The following is a 26324-nucleotide window of genomic DNA, read 5'->3' on the forward strand; positions in this document are numbered from 1 at the left end:
AAAATACTTGTCTGACATACTTTTGTTTGTTTCCTGGTTTTGGACATATCTTTTTGATTAAAAACAGAATGAGTATTCATTTCTCGGAAATTCTTATTACCTGACTATACTATGAATACCATTAAACTTATTGATAAAGACAATTATACAATACTTCAATTAAACAGAGGAAAAGTAAATGCTATCAACCATGAAATGGTAGTTGAAATACGGGATGCATTTCAAAAATTTACAGCCGATGATGCCATTAAAGGCGTCATTATCTCAGGAATACCTCATTTCTTTTCTGCCGGATTGGATGTCATTGAATTATATTCATATAATGAGAAAAAAATCAAACAGTTTTTCAATGATTTTGGGAGTATGTTTTTAGATCTCGTTACATTTAAAAAACCACTAATTGCTGCCATTACCGGTTACGCTCCGGCAGGAGGTTGTGTAATTGCTATTACATCTGATTACCGGGTGATGGCGAAAGGAGAAAAATATACTATTGGGTTAAATGAAGTAGCAGTCAACATTCAGATTTCATCTAATCTGATTCATAGTTATACCTATTGGATAGGAAGCGGTTTGGCAAACCGTTTTATTTTATCAGGGAAACTGATGACAGTTGATGAGGCTAAAACTTCCGGTTTGGTAAATGAGATAGCGGACTTAGAAAAGGTAGTATCAAAAGCCGAATTTCAAATGAAGAGCTACTTATCTTTTGATCAGGAAATTCTGATGAATACCAAGCAAAAATTGCGAAAACCCTGGCTTGATAATCTGGAAATGAATCCCGCTGAAGATTTATCACAGGCTGTAAAACTATGGTGGAGACCGGAAATTAGGAAAAAGATAAAAGTTTTTATTGATAGTCTAAAGAAGTAATATGCTCTTATGCCTTAATTGAGAAATAAAATGATTACCTCGATCGTATTCCGATACTAGATGTTTTTAAAAGCCTTTACTAAACTTTCTATACTTGTTGATAATCCGTACATTTGTTTTCATTGAGGAATCAATTTTTTAAAATTGGTCAACCTATATCAGGGACGTGAAACTTGAAACTATATCACACATATGACTAAAAGAGAAAATGAATTTTTTTCTGTAAAAGACCTGATGCACTCTTTTATGAAAGAAAATAACCTTTCAAAAGGAATGTCTAAGTTAAAAATAAAAGAAGCATGGATTAAACTGATGGGACAAGGGGTTGCCTCTTATACTGATTCCATAGAATTACAAAATAAAACCCTTATTGTCAAATTATCTTCTTCGGTCCTAAGAGGAGAATTGAACTACGGAAAAGAGAAAATTATAAAAATGCTAAATGACGAAGTAGGCGAACAGGTAGTTTATAAACTGATGTTAGTTTGATAAAAAACGTATTTTAAAATAACTCTCTTCCGGAAAAATGAAAAGTACTTTCAATAGCGGCATTTTCATCGGAATCGGAGCCGTGTATTGCATTTTCTCCTACAGAAGTTGCATATAACTGTCTGATGGTTCCTTCGGCAGCTTCATCAGGATTCGTAGCACCTATTAAAGTTCTGAAATCTTCTACTGCATTATCTTTTTCCAGAACCGCTGCTATGATAGGTCCTCTGGTCATAAATTCGATGAACTCACCAAAGAAAGGTCGCTCACTATGTATTGCATAAAAGGTTTCCGCATCATTCTTTGTCATTTGCGTTTTTTTCATGCCGACAATTCTAAATCCGGCAGCATTTATTTTTTCTAAAATAGCTCCGGTATACCCGTTTTCCACAGCATCGGGTTTAATCATTGTAAATGTTCTGTTTGTTGCCATTCTGGTTTTTTAGGTGTTTTTACAAAACGCTGCAAAAGTACATAATTTTTTTAATTATGTTGTATCTTTGCATCTTATGATTCGAAAGAACTTAGATGTATTAAAAACGTATTTATCATCACCTAAAAATATTGTAATTATAGGACATAGAAACCCTGACGGAGATGCTATGGGTGCTACGTTGGGATTGTATCATTATTTTAAAAAGAAGGGACATCAGCCTACGGTTGTAGTGCCCAATGAATATCCTGAATTTCTGGACTGGATTCCCGGTTCTGAAGCTGTCTATAGGTTTGATAGGCAAAATAACCAATCTCAAAGGGCTATTAACCAATCAGAGATTATTTTCCTGTTAGATTTTAATGCATTGCATCGTGTCGGAAGTGATATGCAGAATACGTTAGAAAAGTACCCTAATAATTTTGCATTGATAGATCACCACCGGCAGCCGGATGATTTTACCTATATGTATTCTGATACGGATATGTGCGCTACCTGTCAGATGATATATCATTTTATTGAAATGATGAATGATATTGATTTAATTGATAATGCTATTGCTACGTGTTTATATACCGGAATTATGACAGATACCGGATCTTTTAGGTTTAGACAAACTACCAGTACAACGCATAAAATCATCGCTAACCTTATTGATAAAGGTGCTGAAAATGACAGGATTCACAGCAATGTATACGATTCGAATTCATACGGACGATTATTATTGCTTGGACAGGCATTAAGTAATTTAAGGGTATATTCTGAATATAAGACGGCTTTTATTACGCTTACCGATGAAGAAAAGAAAAGATTCGATTTTCAAAAAGGAGATACGGAAGGAATAGTAAATTATGCACTGTCTCTGAAAGGAATTGTATTTGGAGCTATTTTTATTGAAGATGTGGAACAAGGTATTATAAAAATATCCTTCAGATCTAAAGGGAGTTTCTCTGTAAATGAGTTTGCAAGAGATCATTTTAACGGAGGAGGGCATGACAATGCTGCCGGCGGAAAATTATCCGAACCTCTGGATAAAGTAATAAAAAAATTCCTTGAATTATTACCTGCATATCAAAAACAATTAAAGAAATCTTATGAGGTATAGCTTTTTTTTTATGGTTTTTTATATGGCCTTGACTTCTTGTAAAGGACCTCAGGCAAGAAGGCCTGTTACAGTAAAGACAAGTACTGTTTTAACAAATACGGTGAGGCAAACAAAAATCATCAATGCAGTAGAGGAACAAAAAGTACAGCATTATATCAAGCAGGATTCATTACATACTTATTTGGTTTCCGAACATGGTTTTTGGTATACATACGATAAGAAAAAAGATGGCAATTTATATTCACCCGATCCGGATGATGAAGTGCTGATTTCATATGAAATCAGAGATTTAAATAATGATATTATTTACAGTGAGGAAGAACTCGGAAATAAACTATACAAAGTAGACAAAGAAGAATTTATAACTGCTTTACAAATAGGAATTAAAATGATGAAAGAAGGAGAAACAGTTACATTTGCAATTCCATCTTATAATGCGTACGGTATTATAGGTGACGGAGACAGAATAGGGATCAATCAATCCATTATAATTACCGTAACACTATTAAAAATAAATCAAATCAATAAAAAATGAAAATTAAATTAGTCAAACTGCTTTTTGTAAGTATTGTTTTATTAACTACTTGCAAATCCAAATATGATACGTTAGAAGATGGCGTATATGCTGATATAAAAACAAAAAAGGGTTCTATTGTGTTGGAACTATATGCAAAAGATGTTCCCATGACCGTAGCCAATTTTATTACACTGGCAGAGGGAACAAATTCTAAAGTAACAGATTCATTAAAAGGTAGAAGATATTACGACGGACTGAAATTTCACAGGGTTTCTAAAAACTTTGTAATTCAGGGAGGAGATCCCTTGGGAAATGGATTGGGAGGTCCCGGATATAAATTTCATGACGAGTTTCCTAAGGATTCTACAGGTAATTTATTATACAGACACGATGCCGGAGGGGTTTTATCTATGGCAAATTCCGGGCCGTCTGCCAATGGAAGTCAATTTTTTATTACACACAGAGCTGCACCTCATCTGGATGGAGTACATTCTATTTTTGGAAAAGTAGTTACGGGTCAGAATGTTGTAGATAGCATCGTAAAGAACGATACAATTACTTCAATTACGATCATACGCAAAGGAAAGGAAGCTAAAAGTTTTGATGCAGCAAGAGTTTTTGATGAAGGAATTGCACAATATGAAGTTTTGGAAAAAGAAAGATTGGCTAAGGTTGAAGCTGAAAAAGAAGCATTTATAGCTACTACAAATGCACAAAAAGCAAAAGCTGCCAAATTAGCATCCGGTTTACAAATATTTACTTTTGAAAAAGGAACCGGTAAAAAAGTAAAAGAAAATACCAATACTACGATTCATTATACGCTATACCTGTCTGATGGAAAAAAGATCCAATCTACAGTAGGACAAACACCGTTTACTTTTAATTTTAGTAAAAGGCCCATGATAGCAGGTTTTAAAGAAGGCCTTTTAAAAATGAAACAAGGAGGTAAGGCACGTCTTTTTATTCCATATTACCTCGCTTACGGAGAACGGGGAGGCGGACCTTTTCCACCCAAAGCAGATATTATTTTTGATATAGAGGTTTTAAAAGTAGAGTAGTAGTTTGCTGGAAAACTTTTTACAAAAGGATAAAGAATTTCTAGTGTTCTTAAATAATATCGGAAGTGAACAATGGGATTCTTTTTGGCTGTTTATAACCAATCAATTTAACTGGATTCCATTATTCATTTTCATATTTTACCTGGTGATTAAAAAATTTGGCTGGAAAAAGGGAAGCATTGTTATGTTAACATTAATCGTTTTGGTTACTTTTTCGGATCAGTTTACAAATTTAATTAAAGACACCATACAGAGGTTAAGACCCAATAATGACCCTGCTATCAGTAATTCGTTAAGAAAATTAATTCACCCTCAGGGCTACAGTTTTATTTCCGGGCATGCCACTACGTCTACTTTTTTTATAATGTATATTGTATTACTTTTGAGAAAGACATACGCCTATATTTGGCTGTTATTTTTATTTCCTTTAATATTTGCGTATAGCAGATTATATTTAGGAGTTCATTTTCCCGTTGATATAGTATGTGGAATTTTTATGGGGATCATTTTAGGGAATTTGTATTATCTGCTGATCAAAAAAATAGCCGCCAAAAAGTTGTTTATTGATTAGAGATTTTTACACTTTTCAACTGTGTTTTTTGAGAAAAATAAAGATGATGAGACCTTTGCAGCCAAATCAATTCAAGTACGGAATATATCACTGTTTTGCAAAGGTCTTCTAAACTTAATTATATCTTTTATAGCGGCTAAGTGAACTTGCTTTTACAAAGCCTGCCTTTTCGGAAGTTCTAATGCCTATTCCGATATTTAAAAACTCCTCTGCATTTTTTACATCTTTACCATTAAACCTTAGTGTAGTTGCAGATTCACTGTAAGCTTTCAAAACACCTTTATAATCAGCTTGTGTACTAATACTATATATTTCACTATTTTCTTTATTTGAAAAAACAATGTGTATTTCCAAATCATCGATATGTATATCAAAATCATACGGGTTTTTTATGAGGACGTCCAGGTTTGTTTCTTCTGAGTTAGGGATATTAATATTGTTTTTGTCAACAAAATCTATTTTAATTTTAAAAAAAGGTTTTAAATCTTTTATAAACGAGACAAATATGGAATCGTTGCCAATGCCTCTATTGTTGATTACCGAATAGTCGTTTTCGGAGTTGGTGATGTATGCAATAGAGTCCTTTCTAAAAATCAGGTTATCCTTCATAAGTCCATATTGGTTTTTCCTTCCCAAATAATTATGCTGATAATGAGGCTTTTCTTTGGTGTAAAACCAATAAATAGAAGCATTTTGGTAACTATTGATAAATAGCTTATCTGTATTTTTCGCCTTTTCTTTTATTTCCAAAGCCCATTTTTTATTCCCGTAAAATGATAAGTTGACAGGAATTATTCCTTCATTAGCTATAATCATTCGTGCAATTAAAATAATACTGATATTTAGTATGGCCAGATAGTTAAATAATTTTATTTGATATTTATTTTCAATCAGGTAATTGAAAGTAATGAACAATAAAGGAAGGATCATAGGAGCTAACCACTGTGCCTGTACATGCCCTCTATATGAAGATAAAAAGAAGAAGAGAAAAAAACCGGCGATGATATAGTTTAAACTTTTATAAAATAACCCCTTTTTTCCGAATCCTTTAAAGAATGCTTTATAGATAATGGGGAATGTAAAACCAACAATAATAATGGCATTCACAAAATGTAACAGGGTATACTCTAATTTATATGATGTAGCTGAAACTCTTTCATATAGGTGATACCTTATAGATGGAAAGTCATGGACATATTGCCAATGCAAATGAGGAAAAAATAGAATGATGGTTATAAGCCCGCTTAATAAAATCTTAGGATCTTTTAGTACTTTGACATTAGAAATCAACGCAAAGAATATAACTAAAACCCCATGATATTTGCTGTATAACATTCCTGTCATAGCAACAGCCAACAAAATACAACTAGCTATAGATTGATTTTTTAAATAGGTTTTATAACCTAATAAAAATAAAGCAATGAATAACATTAGAGGTGCATCGGGTACTGTTATAAAACCATATACATTTAACAAAGCAGTTGAGAAAAAGAGTAAGAGATAAAGGCCCGTATATTGCTTTTTTTTAGGATGATCTGTTACTTTCCAGAAAATAAATATCATTAGAACATACATAATACCTGAAAAAAAACGAACACCTAATTCTCCGGAAAATAAAAAATCACTGATCCATATGTATAAGGCTACCAAAGGTGGGTGATCAAAATAACCGAAAGCCAGATTCTGGCTATATGCCCAATAGTAAGCTTCGTCATCAAGTAATCCGGTACTAAAAGCTTGTGCAATATTAAGTATAAGAATTAATGATAAAGCAATATGAAATAAGTAGCGGGATGTTTTTAAATTAAATGAGTTCATTGTAAAGCCATCAGTTTTTTAGCAGATAAAAACGGAGTAGAAGTTCCGTTTTTTAATTTTTCTATTTCCCTTTCCAAAAATGCTGTGTTTTTTTTATCTTGATAAAAAATATCTTTCAACTGCTGATCAATAGTAGCTAATAACCAATGAATATTCTGGTCATTTCTTTTTTTTGTAAAGAAACCGGATTCTTTCGTTGATTGTATATATGTTTTTATAAGATGATAAACGGGTTCTATCCCTTTATTTTCAAGTGCGCTGGCCATCATCACTTTGGGTTGCCAGCCACTTTCTTTGGGAGGGTATAAATGCAGCGCCCTGCTAAATTCAGTTTGTGCAATTTTAGCTTGTTTTATAGCATCTCCATCTGCCTTGTTAATGACGATAGCATCTGCCATTTCAATGATCCCGCGTTTTATTCCTTGCAATTCATCACCTGCACCATATAATTTTAATAATAAAAAGAAATCAACCATGGCATGTACCGTAGTTTCACTTTGGCCAACCCCTACGGTTTCTACAATAATGATATCAAACCCGGCAGCTTCACAAAGAATTATGCTTTCTTTTGTTTTTTGAGCTACACCCCCCAAAGAAATTCCGGAAGGAGAGGGTCTGATAAACGCATTTTTATCGATAACTAATGTTTCCATACGTGTTTTATCACCTAAAATACTTCCCTTACTAATAGAGCTGCTTGGATCTACAGCCAGTACGGCTACTTTTTTTCCGATACCTGTTAAATACTTACCAAAAGATTCAATAAAAGTACTTTTTCCAACACCCGGAACACCTGTAATACCTATTCTAACAGCATGATGTGCATGAGGTAAACAACCTTCTAAAATTCGGTTAGCTTTTTCCTGATGTTTTGTATTCGTACTTTCTACCAATGTAATGGCTCTACTTAGAAAGGTAATATCGCCATTTAAAATACGATTTACAAAATCGTCAATACCAGGGAGCTTACCCCTGTTAAGTTTCACATTTTTTACAGCCTCTATACGGGTAGTTTTCGATTTGGAAACCTCATCTTTCTCGTATAATGAAGAAGGGCGGTTTTTATTCATGTAGGTAAATACAAATTATTACTGTAAATTTAGAATAAAAAATAAAATAATATCAAATAGAATACTAAAATGATTTAAAGATTGTATAAGTAAAATTTCAAGGTTTAAGTTAAAAAAAACACAGGAATAACCTAAACTACACTGAGTATTTTAGTAGAACTCATTTAAACTTTTTCAATTTGCTAAAAAATGGGTGTTTTTAGCTCTGTTTTTATCTTTTTTCCCTTCCGTAGCACTGCCTATGCAACTCAAAAAAGCTTTCAACATATCTAAAAACTTCTAATGTTCGCTTACATCCAAAAAGTTTAAATGAATTCGTAATAAAATTTGGAATTTTCATAGCAATATTGAACTATTTTTTGTTCTTTTTAGTATAAAATGCAACGTTGGTAAAAATACTTCGTCTCTAATGTAGTAAATCAAGCATGAGTACTGTTAAATTATTACATCAACCCGTCATTGATAAATGTAAAAAGAATGATGCAAAGGCACAGATGCAGTTGTATAAGTTATATGCAGATGCCATGTTTGGAGTAGCAAAAAGGTATGTTAAAGATCATTTTATAGCTGAGGATGTAATGCAGGATGCTTTTATTAAAGCATTTAAAAATATGAAGAACTATAAAGGAGAAGTTGCATTTGGTGCCTGGTTGAAAAAAATAGTGATCCATCAAAGTATAGATGAATTAAAAAAGAAAAAGTCAGAAATAGTTGCTATCAACCATGAAGTGCAGGATTTGACAGAGGAAGATACTTCCTGGCAGGTGACGGAAAAAACTTCGGTTAATGAAGTAATTCATTGTATTCATCAACTAAAAGAAAAATATAGAGTTGTACTATCATTATATCTGTTGGAAGGATATGACCACAAAGAAATTTCCGAAATACTGGGAATTACAGAGGTTACTTCAAGAACCCACCTCTTAAGAGGCAAGAAAATAGTAAAAGAAAATTTAAAATCGATACGTTATGCAGAAGGATATTAGAGAAATGTTCACAAATTATTCGGAAGAATTATCAGGATTATCAGAGGATCACACTCAAAAATTTAAGCATAAATTATTAAAGGAATTGCATCCTAAAAAAGAATCTAAAAAAACCATGATACAATGGATATCTATTGCAGCTTCCATAGTATTGTTAATCACTGTTGGAATAAGATATACACATACAGGCCCGGGTCCGGCAAAAGTAGAAGTCAAACCGGTTGAAAAGAGATTAAGTTTGGGAACGATATCACCGGAGTTGAATACTATAGAAAGCTATTATATAAATAGTATTAATCTGGAGTTAAGCCAGTTAGAAGTTACAGAACAAAACAAAGAGTTATTAAATGGCTATTTGCTCAAAATCGGAGAGTTGACCAAAGAATATAAATCATTAACCGAAGAGCTCAATACAAAAGGAGTTAATGATCAAACGATCGATGCATTAATTGGCAATTTACGATTGCAATTACAGTTGTTACAACGCCTAAAAAAACAGTTACAGAATTTCAAAAAATTAAATTTAAAACAAAATGAGATACAACAGATTTAAACTAATAGGAGCTTTTTTAGCCGTAGGTTTTTTTACAAGCGCATTTGCGCAAAAACAGGATAAAAAGTTTACAGAAACTTTTAACGTAAATAAAGATGTTGTGGTAGAAATTGATGCTACCAATACGGAAATAGATGTAACTGCCTGGAATAAAAATCAAGTGCAGGTAGAGGCAGTTATTGAGGTAGAAGGTTTAACTAAAAAGGAATCCGAAAAGTATTTAAAAAACTACAAATTTGAAGCATTAGGCAATAGTAGTAAAGTAAAAATTACCTCAAAAGGAAACGGCTTTTATGCCTTGCGTGACAACCTTTTTATTTTTAACGACACGGATTTTGATTTTCCCGAAGTAATTGTTCCGGATATGCATATTATGGCCCCGGACGTAGAGGCCATTGTATTGCCGGATATGGATTTTGAAAAGATATTTCAGGGGTTAGATAAACTGGAATTTGATTTCGACAAATACCATAAAGATGGTGAAAATTATTTTTTCCGATGGAAAGACAGTGCTAAAAACATCACTATAAAATCCAGGAAAGAATGGAAAAAATTCAAAAAATCCGATGAATATAAGCAGTGGAAAAAAGAAATGAAGAAAAAGCTTGCGAAAATGAAAATAGAACTAAAAAATGTCAATAAAGATGCGGTAAAAGAAGCCTTGGAGAAAGCAAAAATAGCAATTGCCAAAGTTGATATAAACAGAGAATTAGCAAAGGTTAAGAAGAAATTAGGTAATGTGAAAACAGAATACTTCTTTGACACCGACTCCGATGCTATTGTTATTAATAATAAAAAAGTAAAAATTAAAAAACGTATTACTATCAAAGTACCTAAGAATGCTACTTTTGATCTAAATACACGCCACTGTAAAGTAACATTGCCAAAAACAAAGGCGTCAGGAAAAGTATCGTATGGATCTTTTAATGCAGGAGGCCTACAGGGAGGAGATTTGAGAATATATTATTCTCCCGTAACCATAAATTCTTTAAACACTTGTACGTTGTTTTTAAATAATGTAACCGATGCTTCATTAGCATCGGTTACCAATACAACGATCAATTCTAATTCCAGCGGTTTGAAGATTGAAGAAGCCTTTTCCAAAACGAATTTGGAATCCTCTTTTGGTGATGTCATCATCAAAAAGGTAAACCCGACACTGACTGATTTTAAACTGGTTTTAAATCAATCCAATGCTACGATTGATTTATCAAAATTCAAAAATAAACTGAGTATTGATACTAAAGGAAATAAAGGGGAGATAGTAAGCTACAATAGCATTACGGGCAGTGATAAAGAAATGCTTGTCAGAGGTAATTTTGTAATCTCTACAGAAGGAGAAAAATTAGCAATTACAGGGAAATATAGTGAGCTGACTATCAAGAATTAAAGTATACAGGATTAAAAATTGCTCTGAAAACTACCAAACTTCTAACCGTATTTCATTTCTCTATTCCTGATAAAGTAGCTATCTTTAACCCTGCCAAAACAAATACTTTACATGGAACGCTACAAAGAGAATCAAATCAAAATCTACAATTCGCTTTCTAAGACCAAAGAAGTATTTACGCCTGTATATGAAGGGCATATTGGCATGTATGTTTGCGGGCCTACCGTGTATAGCAATGCACATTTGGGAAATTTAAGAACCTTTATGTTTTTTGATGTGGTATACAGGTATTTTTTACACCTGGGATATAAAGTACGATATGTCCGTAATATTACGGATGCCGGCCATTTGGAAAATGATGCTGATGAAGGGGAAGATAGAATTGCAAAGAAAGCCCGATTAGAAAAAATAGAACCGATGGAAGTAGTGCAGCGCTATACGGTTGATTTTCATGAGGTGCTGAACAGCTACCATTTTTTGCCGCCCAGTATAGAGCCGACAGCAACGGGCCATATTGTAGAACAAATAGAAATGGTTAAAAAAATCATAGAGAAAGGTTTTGCTTATGAGGTGAATGGATCTGTTTATTTTGATGTACATGCCTATAATAAACATCATCATTACGGTATTTTGTCCGGAAGAAAGTTAGAAGATCTTATTCATAATACAAGAAATCTGGACGGGCAGTCCGATAAGAAAAACCCGCAAGATTTTGCACTTTGGAAAAAAGCCGGTGAAAAACATATCATGCGTTGGCCATCGCCATGGTCTGATGGTTTTCCGGGTTGGCACCTGGAATGTTCTGCTATGAGTGCTAAATATTTAGGCGAACAATTTGACATTCACGGAGGGGGGATGGATTTAAAATTTCCACATCACGAATGTGAAATAGCACAATCCAAAACATGTAGTGACCATGATCCTGTAAACTACTGGATGCATACAAATATGTTGCTTCTGAACGGGCAAAAAATGGCTAAATCTACCGGGAATTTTATTTTGCCTAAACAAATAATAACAGGTGAAAATGATATTTTGCATAAAGCGTTTTCTGCCAGTGTTGTCAGGTTTTTTAACATGCAGGCACATTATCGGAGTATTTTGGATTTTTCCGGCGACGCTTTGGAAGCTTCTGAAAAAGGATACTATAAGTTGATGAATGCTGTAAGTACATTGAAAAAAGTTACACCTGCCAATTCATCTACATTACTTGTTAAAGATTGGATCGCCAGATGTTATGATGCTTTAAACGATGATTTTAATACGCCGGTTTTAATAGCCCATTTGTTTGAAGGTGTAAAATACATCCATCAATTAAAAGAAGGGATGTCAACATTAGCACAGGAAGATCTGGAACTGTTTAAAAATAAGTTACACGCTTTTGTTTTTGATATTTTAGGATTAAAAGATGAAATCAAAGAAGAAAGTACTACAAAAATGGATGGTGTTATACAATTGCTAATTAAATTGAGAAAAGAAGCAAGAGATAATAAAGACTGGGCTTTATCCGACCAAATAAGAGATGAATTACTGGCGTTGGGAATTCAATTAAAAGATGGTAGAGAAGGTACTACATATACAATGAATGAATAGAGTCAATTTTGTCTACCTATGTTTATTAAATGACACCAAACCTTTTAATGTCTTGAATAAAATAATAATATATCCGTTGGTAGCTATTATACGTTTTTACCAAATAGTGATATCCCCATATACCCCTTCGACTTGCAGGTATTCTCCTACTTGTTCTCATTATGCAGTGGAAGCGTTACGGAAGAGAGGACTTTTTACAGGTATCCGGTTGTCGGTAAAAAGGATATCTGGTTGCCATCCATGGGGTAGAGGTGGTTATGATCCGGTATCTGAAAAACGAAAGTAAGTTAAAAAACAGGCTATTTTGAAAACAGTTAAATATTATTCATTACATTTCACTTGTGTTTTATCTGACAATAAATAATAAATATGAATTTTCTAGCAATTGAGTGGGATCCGTCTGTCGGGATCCATTTGGGATTTTTTACCATCAGGTGGTATAGTTTAATGTTTGTTGCCGCATTTCTCTTTGGTTTCAAACTGATGAAAAAAATGTATGCAAATGACGGTATTCCTACGGAAAAAGTAGACCCGTTATTTATGTATACCTTTATTTCCATGTTAATAGGCATGCGTTTGGGAGATGTCTTTTTTTACAGTTGGGATTATTATAAAGACCACTTGTTAGAGATTATTTTACCTTTTAAAGAAAAGGAAGGATCTACCGCTTTGTTTGGCTTATTAGATGGCTGGAAATTTACGGGTTTCACCGGATTTGCAAGCCATGGAGCTGCTATTGCTATTATAGGAACCATGTATTTTTATGCAAAAAAGCACTTACAAAAACCCTGGTTATTTGTTTTGGACAGATTGATTATTGCTGCTGCTTTGGGAGGCTTTTTTATTCGTATCGGTAATTTTTTTAATTCGGAAATTTACGGAAAAGCAACCGGCTCTGATTTTGGTATTATTTTTGTAGCGAACAAAGAAAATTTTGCAAGACATCCGACACAATTATACGAAGCTTTTGGTTATTTGCTTTTGTTCTATGTCCTTTGGAGGTTGTATTGGAAAACAAATAAGAAGGAGCAATTGGGATACATATTCGGTGTATTTATGGTGGCTTTGTGGTCTTTGCGTTTTATCATTGAATTTTTAAAAGAACCACAAGTGAAGGCTAGAGGAGAAGAGTGGTTTTTTAGCCCGTTAAATACAGGTCAGGTTTTGAGCATTCCTTTAATTCTTATAGGGGTTTGGTTAATTTTCAGGAAACAAAACACAAAAACTATTTCATAAAAAAATTAAACCTCGATCCGTCTTCGAATCGAGGTTTAACCATTTTTATATATGGAGACCTTTGCAGCATTGATTTGGTATAAAATTTTCGAGAAGGAAGAAATTTGAAGCCAAATCAATTCAAATACGGAATATATCATTATTTTGCAAAGGTCTCATATGAATAAAAGTAGTATTGTAATTCCTACCCTTTTATTTTATCTTTAAATTTATCAAACTTACTAGCCTCTTTTTCAGGCCATGTATTATTACTTGTATCTACATCTGCGGTTTCCAAATTCGGATCTACGGTAATTTTGGTAATCTCTTTATTGGAAGCAAAAACTCTTCTTACCTGTTCGTCATTTTTCATCCAAATTTGCGCAGGAAACGTCTGCCTTTCGGTAGTTCCGTCTGCATACGTTAATTCTACAATAATCGGCATTACCAGACCACCGGATTTTTCAAAGGTAACTTCATACATAAAACTGGGAGCTTCTTTTAAGCTTTTTCTGTCTTCTTCGGATAAAGATGCCAAGTAATCAGTTAGGTTTTTTGGGTTTACCGCATCTTCTTTTTTATCGGTCATAAACACCATGGGTCCTTGTTGCTTAAAATACTCGGGATATTGCTCCATTAACTTTTGAACTCTTTCATTGGGTTTGTCAGTAAGATATAGCGATTTTACTTCTTTAATACCTATATCCGTATAATCCGTAGTATAGAACCATCCTCTCCAGAACCAGTCCAGATCCATTGCGGAAGCATCTTCCATAGATCTGAAGAAATCTGCCGGAGTAGGATGTTTGAACATCCATCTTTGTGAATAAGTTCTAAAAGCATAGTCAAATAATTCCGGTCCCATGATCGTTTGGCGTAACATGTACAATCCGGCAGCCGGTTTTGTATAAGCATTAGGCCCAAATTGTTTTACGTAATCTCCCTGAGACATAATAGGTGATAAATTACTCTGATCTCCGCCCATATATCTTACAATATCTTTCGGCAAATTGCCGGTAAAGAAATTGGGATCATAATCTAACTCAGCTAAAGTCTCAACAAACGAATTTAAACCTTCGTCCATCCACGTCCATTGACGCTCATCGGAATTTACGATCATAGGAAAGAAATTGTGTCCTATCTCGTGGGTAATCACACCGATCATTCCTCTTTTGGTTCTTTCCGAATACGTTCCGTCCGGATTTGGCCGGCCGTAATTAAAACAAATCATTGGATACTCCATCCCCTGGCGTTTTGCATGTACGGAAGTGGCTTTGCTATATGGATAGTCAAATGTCAATTTGGAATATTCTTCCAGTGTATTGGCAACTACTCTGGTAGAGTGTTCTTCCCATAACGGATTCCCTTCTTTCGGATATAATGATACTGCCATTACCGTTCTCCCGTTTATATTTACACCCATAGCATCCCATATATATTTTCTAGATGATGCAAAGGCAAAATCTCTTACGTTTTTTGCTTTAAAATGCCAGATTTTTGTTTTTGTAGTGCGCCCTTTTTCTGCTTTTTCGGCTTCTTCCTGTGTTACGATAAAAACAGGATCTTTATACGATTTTCTTGCCTGCTCAAAACGTTTTAACTGCTTTCTGGTCAGCACTTTTTTAGGATTCTGTAAATCGCCGGTAGCATCTAATATGTGATCCGCAGGAACGGTTAGTTTTACATCGTAATCGCCAAATTCCAGAGCCCACTCACTACGTCCCCAAAATTGCATGTTTTGCCAGCCTTCTACATTGTCATAAACGGCTAACCTGGGAAAGAATTGCGCAATCGTATAGTTGTTATTTCCGTCCGGAAAAGATTCAAAACCCGAACGGCCGCCATCTTCAACCGAATTATTAATTAAATAATTCCATTTAATACTGAATTTGAATGTTTTTCCGGGAGCCAGCGGTTTTGGTAAATTAATTCTCATCATCGTTCTGTTGATGGTATGCGATAGCGAACTGCCGTCAGCATTTTTTACAGCTTCAATTTTAAAACCGAAATCGGGCTTGTCTTTCATATATGTTCCGGTAAAATTCGAAGTAGATATAAAAGCACTTGTCCCTTGAGACCGCGCCAGGGGGGTTTTGGAGTCCGGAGCTCTCATATTTTGATCTAACTGTACCCATAGATACTCCAGATGATCTTTTGAGTTGTTGTGATATGTAATGTATTCCGAACCGTAGATCCGGTTCGTGGCCTCATTCAGGCGAATATCCATTACATAGTCTACCTTTTGCTGTGTATACTCATTGCCCGGTGCGCCGGACGCTGTTCTTTGTGCATTTGGCGTTGGCAAAAGATCCTTCATTTGCCTGAATTTGTTTGTATCCGTATGGCCGCCCTGACGTTTCTTAGGCGCTTCTTGTCCAAAAACAGAAACACTTACCAATACGGAAAGTAAAAAAGAAGTTATGTTCTTCATGTTAATAGATTGATTTGATTTTTAAAAATGCACGCTAAATTACTAATCGTACTTAAATTATTGAAAAAATGCTAGAACTTTAACAAAGCTTTATCATTTTCACCGGTTAATAATTTACTTCTGTTTTTTTTATTTGCTTTGACTTTGATCAGATTTTGCTGCTTTGGAAAATATTTGACCAAAATCGTATTATTGACTTCTATGGTTTTGACCTGTTTAATACCTTTTATTTCCAGGTAAAAAAAGATATTATCTCCTTCGTATTCTTTCCCCAGGTAATTGATTTCTTTAGTATTGCCATCCACTTTAATATGGAAATGTTCTGTAAGATATTCCCGAAAGAATTTATCATTCTTTTCCAGCTCTTTTTTTGTATTCAATTGCAGATCTATTGAGTGGATGTTGTTTAATGTATATTCCATATCATCTATGAATACATTCATAATAATTTGGATGGTATTTTCTTCTTCTACGTATGCGATTTGCGTGAGGCTCAGATAAAATTTATGTGTAGCAGATGAGCATATCAGTATTAAAAAAAGGAGCAGGTATTTATTTTTTATCATTTTTTTCTTTATTCTCTTTTAAAATTTTAAGGTAAGCATTGCTTTCTTTTTTAAGAATTTTAATGACCTCAAGCTTTTTTCGTTGTAAATATAAATTTTCTATTCCCAGGTGGTTACAATATTCTAAAAAATGATAGTATTTTTCTTCGGGAATTTTTAGATCGACATAAAAAAAAGTTTCCCCCAATTCGTCTAGTAGTGCTACGGGGATTTTTTTTTGATAATTTAGTTTCCTCCTTAGTGTCCACAGCTTCTCAGAATATTTAAAAGGAATCCCAATTTTAGCACCGGCACCTATAAATGCCTGATTTGGATCTGTCCTCACTACAGGAGGCCTCACTCTTTTATCAATATGATCATCAGGCACAGGAGCCTTCATATTTTCTTTGGAAAGGGTCATGGTATTTTTTAAGGCATTTTCTCTCCAGTCTTTCGGAGTCTGCTTTCTATCTAATGATAATATGCCGGTTAAGTAATGTTTCTTCAGAACAATCTCATCAAGTACATATCTTTTTTTTTGTAACCGTATGGTAAAAAATGTACTACTTATATTATATTTGGTAATGACACCTATGGCCGTTTCGTGTTGTATGGAAGACGCTTTTAAAGAATCACCTAAAGAAGCATATATTCTAAATGCTCCCTGGTCATTGGAGAAAGTTCCTTTGTTTGTGTTTAGATTGATAATATGCGCATTTTTTACAACAGTGGTAGAGTCAACAACTTTACCATAGATACGTATTTCTTTTTTCTGGGAAGACAAAGACCATGCCGTACATAAAAACAAAAGAAAGAAGTATCGTTTTTTATTCATAAATTTTTTAAAGTTGGTTTCATAGGTCCTAATGTACCAAAAAATGGAGATTAAAAAATGTTAATATTGGTGAATATGAATTTAATTTTATGTTAAAAAATGAGTTCAATATGAATTTATTAAATTAGAACTCTATCCATACTGTTTTTCTAAGTTGATTAATTTATGAAAAAACTGATCATTGCCAGTACATCCACTCTTTACAAAGGCACTTATTTAGCATATTTATTGCCAGTGTTTTCCTCTTTTTTTAAGAAGGTAAAAACCGTAGTATTCATACCTTATGCCCGACCGGGCGGGATTTCTTATGATGCTTATACAACCCATGTAAAAAAGGCATTTGATAATATAAATGTAGATATCATGGGGCTTCATACATTTGAAAATCCTAAAGAAGCAATTCAAAATGCGGAAGGTATTTTTACCGGAGGAGGAAATACATTTGAACTGGTGAATCAGCTATATGAAAAAGATATTATGGAAGACTTAAAAGTTGCTATTAACAGAGGAACTCCATATTTGGGAACGAGTGCCGGAAGCAATATCTGCGGATTAACTATGATGAATACCAATGATATGCCTATTGTATATCCGCCGGGTTTTGAAACACTAGGTTGTATTCCTTTTAATATTAATCCGCATTATTTAGATCCTGATTTAAGCTCTCAACACATGGGAGAAACGAGAGAAACAAGGATAAAAGAATTTCATGTATTCCATAAAATTTGTGTGTTGGGATTAAGAGAAGGTAGTTGGTTAGAAGTTACCGGTAACCGTATAATACTGAAAGGAACTTTGACGGCAAGGTGGTTTCAACCTGGTAAAGAACCTATAGAAATAGCACCTAATGTTGAAATTGATTGTTCCGAACGATAAAAATAAAATAATTCTTTGTCTTTTACCGCTCTGATTTTTAAGCTATAAATTTCTGTTTGGAATATTTTTTGCGATACTAAAACCAAATAACTTATGTTATAATTTGTGTATATTTGTTAGTGTAATCATTCAATATTATGGGAGCAATCGAACTGAGAAATAAAATAATTCAACTTCTAAATACAGATAATATTAGTTATCTGAAAGATGTTTTTGATTTTGCAGAAAAGAAAAAACAAGATGAAATTGACCCATTTCTTGAATTACCTGAAGAAGTACAAGAATTATTAAACGAAAGTATTAAACAAGCTGAACGAGGAGAAACTCGACCACATGTTGAAGTGATGGCTGAAGTTCGAAAAAAATATAATCTTTCCATATAAAGTATATCTGTAGAAAGTTACTTGGACTACTCTGGCTAGACTTACCTATTACGAAGAAATTGATTTTATTGACTTAAAATGGAACCTTAAAGAAGTTGAAAAATTTATTCTTTTAGTTGAAGATTTTGTTAAAAGAATGTCAACCGGAGTTCTTGTTGGAAAATCGTATCCCAATAACAATATTAATTCTATTGTTATTTCAAAGCAGACAACTGTATTTTACAGGCAATATCCAAACAAAAATGAAATTTCTTTACTCCTGTTTTGGAATAATGAAAAAGATGATAAAACTCTTAAAAGAATATTGAGCCGCCTTTAGTCTTTTTTATCTTTAGACACCTTTTTTTTGATTTTTCTGGAACCTTCATAAAGTTCATACTTTACAAAACGACATTCCAGGTCGGCATTTTTTAACGGAATACGTCTGGAAGTTCGTAATCCCACGTGCTTTAGCACTTGTATATCCGAAGTGATGAACCATGCAGTAGTATTTGGGTAATTGTGCTTTAAGGTATCCCCTATTTTTTTATAAAATACTGCGGGGTCTATAGCTAAGCGTTCTCCGTACGGGGGGTTAAAAATAATAGTTGTATTTCCAAATACTTCTTTGGTCGAATTGAAAAAGTTAATATGATGTACGCCTATAAATTCCTTCAAATTGGCATTGGCAATATTCTGTTTTGCCTTGTATATTGCAGAAGGTGCTTTATCAAAACCCATTATTTTAAAATGCGAGTTTCGAGTTTTTTCTAACAAAGCATCTTGTATGGTAAAATACAAATCTTCGTCATAGTCTTTCCAATTTTCAAAGGCAAAATGTTTCCGGTTAATATTTGCCGGAATCCTATTAGCTATCATTGCAGCTTCAATCAAAATGGTTCCGGAGCCACACATAGGGTCTATAAAGTTTTCATCACCTGTATATCCGGATAATAAAACCATTCCGGCAGCCAATACTTCATTAATAGGAGCCATATTGGTTGAACTTCTGTATCCTCTTTTATGTAGAGATGCTCCGGAAGAATCCAAAGAAATGGTACACCATTCTTTTTGAATGTGTACATGTATTTTTACGTCCGGATATTTTATATCTACATCGGGGCGTTTGCTATATTTATGTCTAAAATAATCGGCAATAGCATCTTTGGATTTTAGTGAAATATAATGTGAGTTGGTGGTAAAATTTTTAGAATTAACAACTGCTCCAATTGCAAAAGTACCGTCTACTTCCAAATACTTTTCCCATTTTATTTTTTGGATGGCTGCATACAAATCTTCCTCATTAAAAACTTTTACGGTTTTAATGGGTTTTAAAATCCTGATGGCTGTACGAAGTGCAATATTGGCTTTATACATAAAACCTTTATCCCCTCTAAAAGAAACACTGCGAATATTTTCCTTTATGTCCTTGGCTCCCAATGCTCTTAACTCATTTGCCAGCACATTTTCCAAACCGAAAAGGGTAGTGGCAACCATTTTAAAATCGGTATTCATATTCCTGATAAATTAGGAATTACAAAATTACATTTTAATTTGAAGAGATCTTCGGAAAATAAGAACAGCTTCTGCAAAGGTCTCTTGAAGTTATGTGATATGTTTAGGGTGCATAACATTTTGTCGTTTTAAGCAGCTTTATTTTTCTCAGTACAGATTAGGTTAACTACTTTGTTCCATTTATCACTCAGTTTAGTTGTTCTTAATGTGAGCATATTTTGAGCTCCAATTTTAGACCAACGTTGTCCAGAGAGTTTCATTCTTTTTTGAACAACCTCCCTGTTAGCTGCTTCTATGGCTCCAGATCCTATAATACCTGCTCCTGTATTTTGATATTGCTGATAGTCCATACGCGACCTATTTTCGGTATAATATGTGATAAGTTGGCTTTGTTGTTTACGTTGATTTTGCTTTGTCAATTCTAAGTTTTTGATATTCTCAATGACTTGATTTACTTGACTGTTTTTTAGTAGTTGCTCCTGTTGACCAACCCAACTGTTATATGACTCTTGATTAGAGAGACAAACCTTAGCAAAATCGTGTAAATGTTCTAAAGCATGATACCAATCCAATATTTGTGTGGCAAAAGGGTAATGTTGATCTACCCATTTCCATATCCATCTAGCACCATCACCAACAAAAATCAGTCGCTTATCAATACTCCTGTAACAGCCTAAGTATCTATCCATTCTATCTGTAAACTTATCAGCTTTGCCTAAATATGCTTCATACAACGAATGGCGTATCCATCCACGTTTATTTGATATGTCCATACAGCTACTCTGTTTAAAAATTCTGCCTAATTTTACTTCTTTCCAAGCCTCTTCCCGAGTGAAAAGCATCGACCCATCGACCATAGCATATATGCACTCTTGGTTATCTACCTTAAGAATATCAGGTTCAACGGCATCAACCTCCAATACTTTTTCTTGCTCTAATAAACCACCATAAAAGTCTGTGACTCTGTAAAGCTGCATCGCATTGACTGAAACACCTAGAAGATTCGATAAAACTTCATGACCATCTCCATAACAATCGTTTTGACCAATATAAATCATTTTGTCTTGCATATAGGGACTTATCTTAAATCCATTGACTTTTTCACTAAAGGGATGAGTGTTGTTAATCTCTATCTTTCCGTAACGTGATAAGTTTTTTTTTACGCCTGTCTTTAGATGGTTCGCTTATACTTCTCTCTAAAACCTCTCGACCATAGTCCGTCCATATTTGATCAAAAGTCTTTTCGTAATCATAGTAACTCTTTATGTTTGATAATTTTGCTATCGCTTGATAACGCTTCTTGGCTTGGGCTAAAAATTCCTCTTCGCTAATCATAATGGTGTCGCTTTTAAAAGTTAATCCTTAAAAATAACTATTTCGCGACAAAATGTTATGCACCCTATGTTTAACTATCGTACCGACATATATAATAAAAATGTATTTTTGCGAACGATTATATATGAAAAGAGCAGATTGGTTTACGGACTGGTTTAATACAAAATATTATCACATTTTGTATAAGGATAGAAATGATGTTGACGCCCGGGTATTTATGCAAAACATTACTTCGTTTATACAGCTTCCTAAGGGAAGTCATATTGCAGATATTCCTTGTGGCAAAGGCAGACATTCGGTTTTTTTAAACTCTTTAGGGTATACTGTCACAGGAATCGACCTGTCTGAAAACAGTATTGCTTATGCAAAACAATTTGAAAATAAAAACCTCCGTTTTTTTGTAAAAGACATGCGGCTTCCTCTCCAAAACAAATACGATGCTGTTTTTAACTTATTTACAAGCTTTGGCTACTTAGAACATGACAGCGAAGATATTTTAGTACTCGAAAACTTTAAAAACGGATTAAAAAAAAATGCGGTTTTAGTGATGGATTTTTTGAATGTAGAAAAAATACGTCAAAATATTGTTACCGATGAAGTAAAGGTAGTTGACGGAATTGTTTTCAGCATAAGAAGAGAAATAGAAAACGGAGTTATTTTAAAATATATTTCCTTTGAAGCAGAAGGTAAAAAACATGCCTACACTGAGTATGTAAAATATATAGATCTCCCGAAAATGAAAACGCATTATGAGAAAGTAAATCTAAAAATTCATCATATTTTTGGAGATTATCAACTCAACCGTTTTGATGAAAATACCTCTAATCGATTAATTTTAGTTGCTTCATGAGCATCGTTTATCTTATTGCATCCGTATGGACAGGTGTACTATTTGTATTTCTCATGAAGCCCAATAAAAAATTTATTCGTTTACTGTTAGCTTTTAGCGGTGCGTATTTATTATCAGTAACTATTTTGCATTTATTGCCTGATGTCTATCACCATTCCGGGAATACCCGAATAACCGGTATGTATATACTACTGGGAATTGTACTACAATCTGTATTGGAGTCTTTTTCCAAAGGAGCAGAACACGGCCATATTCACCACCATGGAGTTGATAAAAAAATTCCTGTTCTGTTGTTTGTTAGTTTGTGCACCCATGCTTTTTCGGAGGGGTTGCCTATTGAGCATGCCGGAGAAAATTTGTTATGGGCAATTGTAGTACATAAAATTCCTATTACCATAGTGCTTACCGGCTTTTTGATTCAGGCAAAATTTTCCCGAACAATCATTATTATACTTCTCACCATTTTTGGATTCATGAGTCCTCTTGGAGTTTTCTTGGCTGAAAAAATACCTTTTTTTGAAAAATATACTATGGAAATTACAGCAGTAATTATTGGTGTTTTTCTGCATATTTCTACTATTATTCTTTTTGAAAGTTCCGAAGATCATTCGTTTAACTTGCAGAAATTTATGGCCATTTTCTTAGGGATTTTACTGACAATATTTACTTTATAAGTCGCTACCTCATGTAAGTATTTAAAATACCTACTCGTAGGTATATTGTGCCGTATGTTTCTTTCCCATTTTTGGAATTAATTAGTGAACTCATTTTTTATTTTATGAGAAATAAATTTACCATAGCCATTACATTTTTTACTCTTTTTTTATTCTTAAGTTGTAAAGTCTGTAAAATTAAACTAAACAACAAACAAGAGGCTGGCACAAGCGCTAATTTTTCAGGGAGTTATATGCTACAGGAAAATGACCGGTACCAAATACTATATGCCAGTCAAAATTACGGTACATTTTATAGTGTATATTCAAAATTCTTCTTTAAAAATGATTATTTGGAAAAAATAGAATTTAAAATTATCAATTACAAAGGTCTGGTTAATATAGGTTTTTTAGATTGTAAAAACGGATGTATACGATCTGATCTTACAAAAAACGGCACATTAAAAATAGACTTGCCTGTAAAAGGAATGGCTCAAAAATCAACAATCCTGTACAAGCCTAATGCCAAAATACATATAGATAGCCTGCAAAATATTTTTGTTCAAAGACATCTTGTGAAATTAAATACGAAAGGAGAAAGAACAAATAAAGGAGTTTTTGATACCGAATATTACTATAGAAGTGGTAATTTTACAGATAGTAGAAAAATCAGACCCGGAATGGTAGCAGACTCAATTAAAAGAGACTCTATTACCCTATTTGCCATCAGTAATAACTGTCATTCCTCAATATTAAAAGCATATAAAAACAACAACTAATCATGGATTTATCAGGATATATAAAAGTTACAGACGAAAAAACGTATCAATTTATTTACGGAGGTCAAAATTACAGCACATTTTATGGAATATATGCTAAATTTACATTAGACGAAAAAGAAATAAATGATGAAAAAAAGAAAGTTGTCAAAGAAATAAGTTTTCATACGCTCAATTATAAAGGAATTCTAAGTATTGGAAGATACAATCCCATAAAACTAGGATTTATTTCCAGTACCGTTTCAATTGATAATGTTTATTATGATGCTGCAAATAGTGTGTTAAAAATTAACTTGCCGGTCAGGACAAGGAGAAAAAGAAAGAATACGCACCTGAATTTGCTGGACTTTCCGGAGGCTATTGAAGTGGAAAAGTTAAAAGAAGTACATATCAACAAAGAACTCATCAGTATTTTTAATCGTAAAAAAAGTAAGGAAAGAATTTTAAAAATATTACAGAATATGTTCCGCAGAACTCAGCATATAACCTTTTATGCCGTAGGCAATAATTGTCAGCAATCTTTTATGAAAGTAACAAAATAGATTTGTATAAAAGACATTTTATCATTTTGATAAGCATGTATCTTCATAGTTGCCATTTTCAGGATAGCTATGAAGATTTTTCGCGTTTCGATACATATTTTAAAAATATAAAAGAGCTGAATTTTGATGATGCTTCTGCCTCACTGGATCAAAATCATAAGACAGATCGATTTTTATATCGTTTAGCCTGTATTCTTTTGGATAACGGGCAGCGCGATAAGCATCAAATTGAAAGTAAACTAAACTTCAGTAATGATGAAGAAAACCGAACTTTTTTTGAAGAAACCATTGAAAATTTAATGACTGCATACTTTTTATTATGGTATGAGAATGACAGAATTGAATCCTATCAATATTTTAGAACAGCTTATGAACAGTCTTTGCAAATAAAATATGACCCGCTCATTAAATTGTGTTTAAGATCCGTATTATATTTTTACAAAGAAAGCTCTTTACAAACCGAATAAGGGTTCAGTCCGTACCTGGATACGTATAAAAAATATTGTACAGACAGGAGTGATGCTTTTTACTATTTTTTTTACGGATACAATTTGTTTTCTCAAACCGAAACGTATAAAGAAGACACATCTGACAATAAAGAGCTATACACGACCATTTTTAAAAGTTACGATTCTCTCATTTCATATCTTCCGAAAGAGCATAAATTACTATTATATTACTATCAGGATAAAGGCAATTTCCTTATTAGAGATGATACGATAGCAGCTAAAAAATACTACTTGAAAGCTTTTGAATTTACGGACAGCTCAGCATATTACAAACCTTTCAGGTATTCACTCAACTCCCATTTGGCAAGAGTATCTCTAAAAACCAAAAATTATAAAAAAGGGTTACAATATCTAAAATATGCTGAAAAAAATGCCAATGAAAAAGATAGCCTGATGAATAAATATGTACTAAGTATATACAGGTATAGACTTTATGAAGGATTACATAAAACAGACTCTACACTGTACTATCTTAAAAGAGCTCAACAGCTATGGTCTGAAGTGAGTTTGGAGCGCAGCATTATTGCCACCGCCGAAATAAAAATACAACTGGATACTTTGGAAAAAGAAAAGAAAAATTTGGCATTGAGTGAGGAAAATTCAAAAAAGAACAATATCATTATTATCATTTTAACAGTTGTTGTTTTAGGGAGTGCCATAAGTGTTCTGTTACTAAAAAATGTCAATAAAAAAAGGCTCCTCGCACAACAGCAAAAAGAGTTGGAAGAGCAAAAAAATATTACCTTGCTCAGAGAACAGGAAATGATAACGATTAATGCCATGGTTTCCGGACAGGAAAAAGAACGGAAACGTGTTGCCGAAGACCTGCATGACAATTTGGGAAGTGTGCTGGCCACCTTAAAATTGCATTTTGAAAATTTAAAAATGAATCGAGAACAAAAAAAAATAGATCAACAAGTATTATTTGACAAGACCGAACATTTAATAGACGAAGCTTATTTAAAAGTGCGTAGTATGGCACATGCCAAGAATGCAGGCGTAATTGCCACTCAAGGTTTATTACCGGCAGTTCAGTTAATGGCAGAGAAGATTTCCTCTGCTCACCTGGTAGCTATTGAGGTCATACATTTTGGTCTGGAAAAACGCCTGGAAAACAGTTTGGAAATTACATTGTTTCGTATCATTCAGGAATTAGTAACCAATATCATTAAGCATGCAAGTGCAAGTCAGGCAACGGTCAATATTTCACAATATGAAAATACGATTACTATTCTTGTAGAAGATAATGGAAAAGGAATGGATATTACCAGGATTTCACTTACTAAAGGGATGGGTATACATTCCATTCAAAAACGAATAGAATACTTAGAAGGAACCTTTAATATTGATACAACTTCCGGTAAAGGGACTACTGTTATTATGAATATTCCCAACAGATAAACTACCTACTTGCAGGTATG

The 26324-nt window shown here is 33.5% G+C and carries 29 protein-coding genes; 20 read left to right on the forward strand and 9 right to left on the reverse strand.

The features are described from left to right. Positions 1-111 precede the first annotated feature (111 nt). Positions 112-873, forward strand: coding sequence for an enoyl-CoA hydratase/isomerase family protein (locus GKR88_11600; GenBank protein QMU64870.1), 762 nt, complete (start codon positions 112-114; stop codon positions 871-873). A gap of 192 nt (positions 874-1065) precedes the next feature. Next, the gene (locus GKR88_11605; GenBank protein QMU64871.1) at positions 1066-1362 is read left to right on the forward strand and encodes a DUF721 domain-containing protein; all 297 of its coding nucleotides are present in this window, start codon (positions 1066-1068) and stop codon (positions 1360-1362) included. A gap of 13 nt (positions 1363-1375) precedes the next feature. On the opposite strand, the gene GKR88_11610 is transcribed toward GKR88_11605, so the two are convergent. Further along, positions 1376-1795, reverse strand: coding sequence for a nucleoside-diphosphate kinase (locus GKR88_11610; protein QMU64872.1), 420 nt, complete (start codon positions 1793-1795; stop codon positions 1376-1378). A gap of 76 nt (positions 1796-1871) precedes the next feature. Here GKR88_11610 and GKR88_11615 point away from each other — a divergent pair, with 76 nt between their 5' ends. The 4 genes from GKR88_11615 to GKR88_11630 are packed head-to-tail and all read left to right on the forward strand — an operon-like array spanning position 1872 to position 5046. Then, positions 1872-2900, forward strand: a complete 1029-nt coding sequence (locus tag GKR88_11615; protein ID QMU64873.1) for a bifunctional oligoribonuclease/PAP phosphatase NrnA — start codon at positions 1872-1874, stop codon at positions 2898-2900. Next, on the forward strand, positions 2890-3435 hold the full coding sequence (gldI, locus tag GKR88_11620) for a gliding motility-associated peptidyl-prolyl isomerase GldI (protein QMU64874.1): 546 nt from the start codon (positions 2890-2892) through the stop codon (positions 3433-3435). The genes GKR88_11615 and gldI overlap by 11 nt, the downstream gene beginning before the upstream one ends. Next, positions 3432-4475, forward strand: a complete 1044-nt coding sequence (locus GKR88_11625; GenBank protein QMU64875.1) for a peptidylprolyl isomerase — start codon at positions 3432-3434, stop codon at positions 4473-4475. Before gldI ends, GKR88_11625 begins: the two co-directional genes overlap by 4 nt. 7 nt (positions 4476-4482) lie before the next feature. Then, positions 4483-5046, forward strand: coding sequence for a phosphatase PAP2 family protein (locus GKR88_11630; protein ID QMU66700.1), 564 nt, complete (start codon positions 4483-4485; stop codon positions 5044-5046). 114 nt (positions 5047-5160) lie between these two features. On the opposite strand, the gene GKR88_11635 is transcribed toward GKR88_11630, so the two are convergent. Further along, positions 5161-6864 (reverse strand): hypothetical protein, encoded by a 1704-nt coding sequence (locus tag GKR88_11635; GenBank protein QMU64876.1) that lies wholly within the window; start codon positions 6862-6864, stop codon positions 5161-5163. Continuing rightward, positions 6861-7934, reverse strand: coding sequence for a methylmalonyl Co-A mutase-associated GTPase MeaB (gene meaB / locus GKR88_11640; GenBank protein ID QMU64877.1), 1074 nt, complete (start codon positions 7932-7934; stop codon positions 6861-6863). The genes GKR88_11635 and meaB overlap by 4 nt, the downstream gene beginning before the upstream one ends. A gap of 425 nt (positions 7935-8359) precedes the next feature. Between meaB and GKR88_11645 the strand changes: the two genes are divergently transcribed. From GKR88_11645 to lgt, 6 genes are all read left to right on the forward strand, one after another. Beyond that, the gene (locus tag GKR88_11645; GenBank protein QMU64878.1) at positions 8360-8920 is read left to right on the forward strand and encodes a sigma-70 family RNA polymerase sigma factor; all 561 of its coding nucleotides are present in this window, start codon (positions 8360-8362) and stop codon (positions 8918-8920) included. After that, entirely contained in the window at positions 8904-9473 is a 570-nt protein-coding gene (locus GKR88_11650; protein QMU64879.1) for a hypothetical protein, read from the forward strand. Before GKR88_11645 ends, GKR88_11650 begins: the two co-directional genes overlap by 17 nt. Then, complete coding sequence (locus tag GKR88_11655) at positions 9454-10863, forward strand: hypothetical protein (protein ID QMU64880.1); 1410 nt, start codon at positions 9454-9456, stop codon at positions 10861-10863. The genes GKR88_11650 and GKR88_11655 overlap by 20 nt, the downstream gene beginning before the upstream one ends. A 111-nt stretch (positions 10864-10974) precedes the next feature. Next, on the forward strand, positions 10975-12456 hold the full coding sequence (locus tag GKR88_11660; protein ID QMU64881.1) for a cysteine--tRNA ligase: 1482 nt from the start codon (positions 10975-10977) through the stop codon (positions 12454-12456). Further along, entirely contained in the window at positions 12449-12742 is a 294-nt protein-coding gene (gene yidD, locus GKR88_11665) for a membrane protein insertion efficiency factor YidD (GenBank protein QMU64882.1), read from the forward strand. Before GKR88_11660 ends, yidD begins: the two co-directional genes overlap by 8 nt. Before the next feature lie 83 nt (positions 12743-12825). Continuing rightward, the gene (gene lgt, locus GKR88_11670) at positions 12826-13692 is read left to right on the forward strand and encodes a prolipoprotein diacylglyceryl transferase (protein ID QMU64883.1); all 867 of its coding nucleotides are present in this window, start codon (positions 12826-12828) and stop codon (positions 13690-13692) included. Positions 13693-13876: 184 nt separating this feature from the next. Here the strand turns inward: lgt and GKR88_11675 are convergent, their stop codons facing one another. The 3 genes from GKR88_11675 to GKR88_11685 form a co-directional block, all read right to left on the reverse strand. After that, on the reverse strand, positions 13877-16102 hold the full coding sequence (locus tag GKR88_11675) for a M1 family peptidase (GenBank protein QMU64884.1): 2226 nt from the start codon (positions 16100-16102) through the stop codon (positions 13877-13879). A gap of 71 nt (positions 16103-16173) precedes the next feature. Continuing rightward, complete coding sequence (locus GKR88_11680; GenBank protein ID QMU64885.1) at positions 16174-16668, reverse strand: hypothetical protein; 495 nt, start codon at positions 16666-16668, stop codon at positions 16174-16176. Continuing rightward, positions 16655-17482: a hypothetical protein gene (locus GKR88_11685; GenBank protein ID QMU64886.1), complete on the reverse strand. Its 828-nt coding sequence runs from the start codon at positions 17480-17482 to the stop codon at positions 16655-16657. Before GKR88_11685 ends, GKR88_11680 begins: the two co-directional genes overlap by 14 nt. Positions 17483-17647: 165 nt before the next feature. Between GKR88_11685 and pepE the strand changes: the two genes are divergently transcribed. Together pepE and GKR88_11695 are read left to right on the forward strand one after the other, a co-directional pair. Continuing rightward, positions 17648-18358: a dipeptidase PepE gene (gene pepE / locus GKR88_11690; protein QMU64887.1), complete on the forward strand. Its 711-nt coding sequence runs from the start codon at positions 17648-17650 to the stop codon at positions 18356-18358. 137 nt (positions 18359-18495) lie between these two features. Beyond that, positions 18496-18741, forward strand: coding sequence for a hypothetical protein (locus GKR88_11695; protein ID QMU64888.1), 246 nt, complete (start codon positions 18496-18498; stop codon positions 18739-18741). 315 nt (positions 18742-19056) lie between these two features. Here the strand turns inward: GKR88_11695 and GKR88_11700 are convergent, their stop codons facing one another. The 3 genes from GKR88_11700 to GKR88_11710 all read right to left on the reverse strand — a co-directional run bounded on the left by GKR88_11700 (position 19057) and on the right by GKR88_11710 (position 21570). Continuing rightward, positions 19057-20235, reverse strand: a complete 1179-nt coding sequence (locus GKR88_11700; GenBank protein QMU64889.1) for a class I SAM-dependent RNA methyltransferase — start codon at positions 20233-20235, stop codon at positions 19057-19059. A 128-nt stretch (positions 20236-20363) separates the two neighbouring features. Continuing rightward, a complete protein-coding gene (locus tag GKR88_11705; GenBank protein ID QMU64890.1) occupies positions 20364-21305 on the reverse strand; it encodes a hypothetical protein in 942 nt (313 codons plus the stop codon). Between the two features lie 52 nt (positions 21306-21357). Further along, positions 21358-21570: a hypothetical protein gene (locus tag GKR88_11710; protein ID QMU64891.1), complete on the reverse strand. Its 213-nt coding sequence runs from the start codon at positions 21568-21570 to the stop codon at positions 21358-21360. 124 nt (positions 21571-21694) lie between these two features. Between GKR88_11710 and GKR88_11715 the strand changes: the two genes are divergently transcribed. The 6 genes from GKR88_11715 (at position 21695) to GKR88_11740 (ending at position 26304) form a co-directional block, all read left to right on the forward strand. Then, positions 21695-22420, forward strand: a complete 726-nt coding sequence (locus GKR88_11715; protein QMU64892.1) for a methyltransferase domain-containing protein — start codon at positions 21695-21697, stop codon at positions 22418-22420. Further along, the gene (locus GKR88_11720; GenBank protein QMU64893.1) at positions 22417-23094 is read left to right on the forward strand and encodes a ZIP family metal transporter; all 678 of its coding nucleotides are present in this window, start codon (positions 22417-22419) and stop codon (positions 23092-23094) included. The genes GKR88_11715 and GKR88_11720 overlap by 4 nt, the downstream gene beginning before the upstream one ends. 104 nt (positions 23095-23198) lie before the next feature. After that, on the forward strand, positions 23199-23852 hold the full coding sequence (locus GKR88_11725) for a hypothetical protein (GenBank protein QMU64894.1): 654 nt from the start codon (positions 23199-23201) through the stop codon (positions 23850-23852). Between the two features lie 2 nt (positions 23853-23854). Continuing rightward, positions 23855-24394 (forward strand): hypothetical protein, encoded by a 540-nt coding sequence (locus GKR88_11730; GenBank protein ID QMU64895.1) that lies wholly within the window; start codon positions 23855-23857, stop codon positions 24392-24394. A 35-nt stretch (positions 24395-24429) separates the two neighbouring features. Further along, the gene (locus GKR88_11735) at positions 24430-24861 is read left to right on the forward strand and encodes a hypothetical protein (protein QMU64896.1); all 432 of its coding nucleotides are present in this window, start codon (positions 24430-24432) and stop codon (positions 24859-24861) included. Between the two features lie 84 nt (positions 24862-24945). After that, positions 24946-26304 (forward strand): hypothetical protein, encoded by a 1359-nt coding sequence (locus tag GKR88_11740; GenBank protein QMU64897.1) that lies wholly within the window; start codon positions 24946-24948, stop codon positions 26302-26304. Positions 26305-26324: the final 20 nt, after the last annotated feature.

This window comes from Flavobacteriaceae bacterium (assembly GCA_014075215.1).
Classification (GTDB): domain Bacteria; phylum Bacteroidota; class Bacteroidia; order Flavobacteriales; family Flavobacteriaceae; genus Polaribacter.

What these genes read in the sequence shown, in the direction of transcription:
- GKR88_11600 (QMU64870.1), top strand. Translation starts at nt 112, where the DNA reads ATGAATACCATTAAACTTATTGATAAAGACAATTATACAATACTTCAA.
- GKR88_11605 (QMU64871.1), top strand. Translation starts at nt 1,066, where the DNA reads ATGACTAAAAGAGAAAATGAATTTTTTTCTGTAAAAGACCTGATGCAC.
- GKR88_11610 (QMU64872.1), bottom strand. Translation starts at nt 1,795, where the DNA reads ATGGCAACAAACAGAACATTTACAATGATTAAACCCGATGCTGTGGAA.
- GKR88_11615 (QMU64873.1), top strand. Translation starts at nt 1,872, where the DNA reads ATGATTCGAAAGAACTTAGATGTATTAAAAACGTATTTATCATCACCT.
- gldI (QMU64874.1), top strand. Translation starts at nt 2,890, where the DNA reads ATGAGGTATAGCTTTTTTTTTATGGTTTTTTATATGGCCTTGACTTCT.
- GKR88_11625 (QMU64875.1), top strand. Translation starts at nt 3,432, where the DNA reads ATGAAAATTAAATTAGTCAAACTGCTTTTTGTAAGTATTGTTTTATTA.
- GKR88_11635 (QMU64876.1), bottom strand. Translation starts at nt 6,864, where the DNA reads ATGAACTCATTTAATTTAAAAACATCCCGCTACTTATTTCATATTGCT.
- meaB (QMU64877.1), bottom strand. Translation starts at nt 7,934, where the DNA reads ATGAATAAAAACCGCCCTTCTTCATTATACGAGAAAGATGAGGTTTCC.
- GKR88_11645 (QMU64878.1), top strand. Translation starts at nt 8,360, where the DNA reads ATGAGTACTGTTAAATTATTACATCAACCCGTCATTGATAAATGTAAA.
- GKR88_11650 (QMU64879.1), top strand. Translation starts at nt 8,904, where the DNA reads ATGCAGAAGGATATTAGAGAAATGTTCACAAATTATTCGGAAGAATTA.
- GKR88_11655 (QMU64880.1), top strand. Translation starts at nt 9,454, where the DNA reads ATGAGATACAACAGATTTAAACTAATAGGAGCTTTTTTAGCCGTAGGT.
- GKR88_11660 (QMU64881.1), top strand. Translation starts at nt 10,975, where the DNA reads ATGGAACGCTACAAAGAGAATCAAATCAAAATCTACAATTCGCTTTCT.
- yidD (QMU64882.1), top strand. Translation starts at nt 12,449, where the DNA reads ATGAATAGAGTCAATTTTGTCTACCTATGTTTATTAAATGACACCAAA.
- lgt (QMU64883.1), top strand. Translation starts at nt 12,826, where the DNA reads ATGAATTTTCTAGCAATTGAGTGGGATCCGTCTGTCGGGATCCATTTG.
- GKR88_11675 (QMU64884.1), bottom strand. Translation starts at nt 16,102, where the DNA reads ATGAAGAACATAACTTCTTTTTTACTTTCCGTATTGGTAAGTGTTTCT.
- GKR88_11680 (QMU64885.1), bottom strand. Translation starts at nt 16,668, where the DNA reads ATGATAAAAAATAAATACCTGCTCCTTTTTTTAATACTGATATGCTCA.
- GKR88_11685 (QMU64886.1), bottom strand. Translation starts at nt 17,482, where the DNA reads ATGAATAAAAAACGATACTTCTTTCTTTTGTTTTTATGTACGGCATGG.
- pepE (QMU64887.1), top strand. Translation starts at nt 17,648, where the DNA reads ATGAAAAAACTGATCATTGCCAGTACATCCACTCTTTACAAAGGCACT.
- GKR88_11695 (QMU64888.1), top strand. Translation starts at nt 18,496, where the DNA reads ATGGGAGCAATCGAACTGAGAAATAAAATAATTCAACTTCTAAATACA.
- GKR88_11700 (QMU64889.1), bottom strand. Translation starts at nt 20,235, where the DNA reads ATGAATACCGATTTTAAAATGGTTGCCACTACCCTTTTCGGTTTGGAA.
- GKR88_11705 (QMU64890.1), bottom strand. Translation starts at nt 21,305, where the DNA reads ATGCAAGACAAAATGATTTATATTGGTCAAAACGATTGTTATGGAGAT.
- GKR88_11710 (QMU64891.1), bottom strand. Translation starts at nt 21,570, where the DNA reads ATGATTAGCGAAGAGGAATTTTTAGCCCAAGCCAAGAAGCGTTATCAA.
- GKR88_11715 (QMU64892.1), top strand. Translation starts at nt 21,695, where the DNA reads ATGAAAAGAGCAGATTGGTTTACGGACTGGTTTAATACAAAATATTAT.
- GKR88_11720 (QMU64893.1), top strand. Translation starts at nt 22,417, where the DNA reads ATGAGCATCGTTTATCTTATTGCATCCGTATGGACAGGTGTACTATTT.
- GKR88_11725 (QMU64894.1), top strand. Translation starts at nt 23,199, where the DNA reads ATGAGAAATAAATTTACCATAGCCATTACATTTTTTACTCTTTTTTTA.
- GKR88_11730 (QMU64895.1), top strand. Translation starts at nt 23,855, where the DNA reads ATGGATTTATCAGGATATATAAAAGTTACAGACGAAAAAACGTATCAA.
- GKR88_11735 (QMU64896.1), top strand. Translation starts at nt 24,430, where the DNA reads ATGTATCTTCATAGTTGCCATTTTCAGGATAGCTATGAAGATTTTTCG.